Annotated in this window: 8 tRNA genes; all 8 read right to left on the bottom strand. The window is 50.7% G+C overall.

Going from position 1 to position 828, the window contains the following annotated elements:
• Nucleotides 1–34: 34 nt before the first annotated feature.
• The 8 genes from FC98_RS13805 to FC98_RS13770 all read right to left on the bottom strand — a co-directional run bounded on the left by FC98_RS13805 (nt 35) and on the right by FC98_RS13770 (nt 762).
• Nucleotides 35–122 (bottom strand) — tRNA-Ser (locus FC98_RS13805).
• Between the two features lie 44 nt (nt 123–166).
• Nucleotides 167–240: transfer RNA gene (locus FC98_RS13800), tRNA-Ile, on the bottom strand.
• A gap of 10 nt (nt 241–250) precedes the next feature.
• Nucleotides 251–324, bottom strand: a tRNA-Met gene (locus FC98_RS13795).
• 35 nt (nt 325–359) lie between these two features.
• Nucleotides 360–433: transfer RNA gene (locus FC98_RS13790), tRNA-Pro, on the bottom strand.
• A 6-nt stretch (nt 434–439) separates the two neighbouring features.
• A tRNA-Arg gene (locus tag FC98_RS13785) sits at nt 440–513 on the bottom strand.
• Nucleotides 514–521: 8 nt separating this feature from the next.
• Nucleotides 522–607 (bottom strand) — tRNA-Leu (locus FC98_RS13780).
• Nucleotides 608–613: 6 nt separating this feature from the next.
• Nucleotides 614–685 (bottom strand) — tRNA-Gly (locus tag FC98_RS13775).
• A gap of 4 nt (nt 686–689) precedes the next feature.
• Nucleotides 690–762 (bottom strand) — tRNA-Thr (locus FC98_RS13770).
• Between the last annotated feature and the right edge of the window lie 66 nt (nt 763–828).

Genomic DNA, 828 nt, shown 5'->3' with positions numbered 1-828 from the left:
AGCTACCAGACTGCTCCATCCCGCGATAATAATAAGGAGGATGAGAGATTCGAACTCTCGCGTGGTTTGACCCACCTAGCGGTTTTCAAGACCGCCCCCTTCAGCCACTTGGGTAATCCTCCATAAATAAGCTGATATAAAATTAACTCCAAGAATATTGAGTCGATGGACCTTGTAGGACTCGAACCTACGACCGAACGGTTATGAGCCGTTTGCTCTAACCAACTGAGCTAAAGGTCCAAGACCTATATCGCGGCAGGGGGGATCGAACCCTCGACCTCCCGGGTATGAACCGGACGCTCTAGCCAGCTGAGCTACACCGCGATGATGATTTAATAAACATGATAGCATTCTATCAATCGGGAAGACAGGATTCGAACCTGCGACCCCCTGGTCCCAAACCAGGTGCTCTACCAAGCTGAGCTACTTCCCGAAATACTGCACCCAGTAGGAGTCGAACCTACAACCTTCTGATTCGTAGTCAGACACTCTATCCAGTTGCGCTATGGGTGCATAAAATATGCCGAGGACCGGGATCGAACCGGTACGGTCATCACTGACCGCAGGATTTTAAGTCCTGTGCGTCTGCCAATTCCGCCACCCCGGCATAACAAGCGGAAGACGGGATTCGAACCCGCGACCCCCACCATGGCAAGGTGATGTTCTACCACTGAACTACTTCCGCAAAATGCCGACTAGAAGATTCGAACTTCCGACCCCCTGTTTACAAGACAGGTGCTCTGCCAGCTGAGCTAAGTCGGCATACAAAATGTTATGCATTGATAATATTCAATTGTAATGAGCCGTGGCAGTCTCGAACTGCCGACC

The sequence above is a fragment of the Lentilactobacillus kisonensis DSM 19906 = JCM 15041 genome (genome assembly GCF_001434135.1).
Taxonomy (GTDB): domain Bacteria; phylum Bacillota; class Bacilli; order Lactobacillales; family Lactobacillaceae; genus Lentilactobacillus; species Lentilactobacillus kisonensis.
The sequence above is the reverse complement of the archived record's forward strand: the minus strand, read 5'-3'. Positions and strand labels throughout refer to the sequence as shown.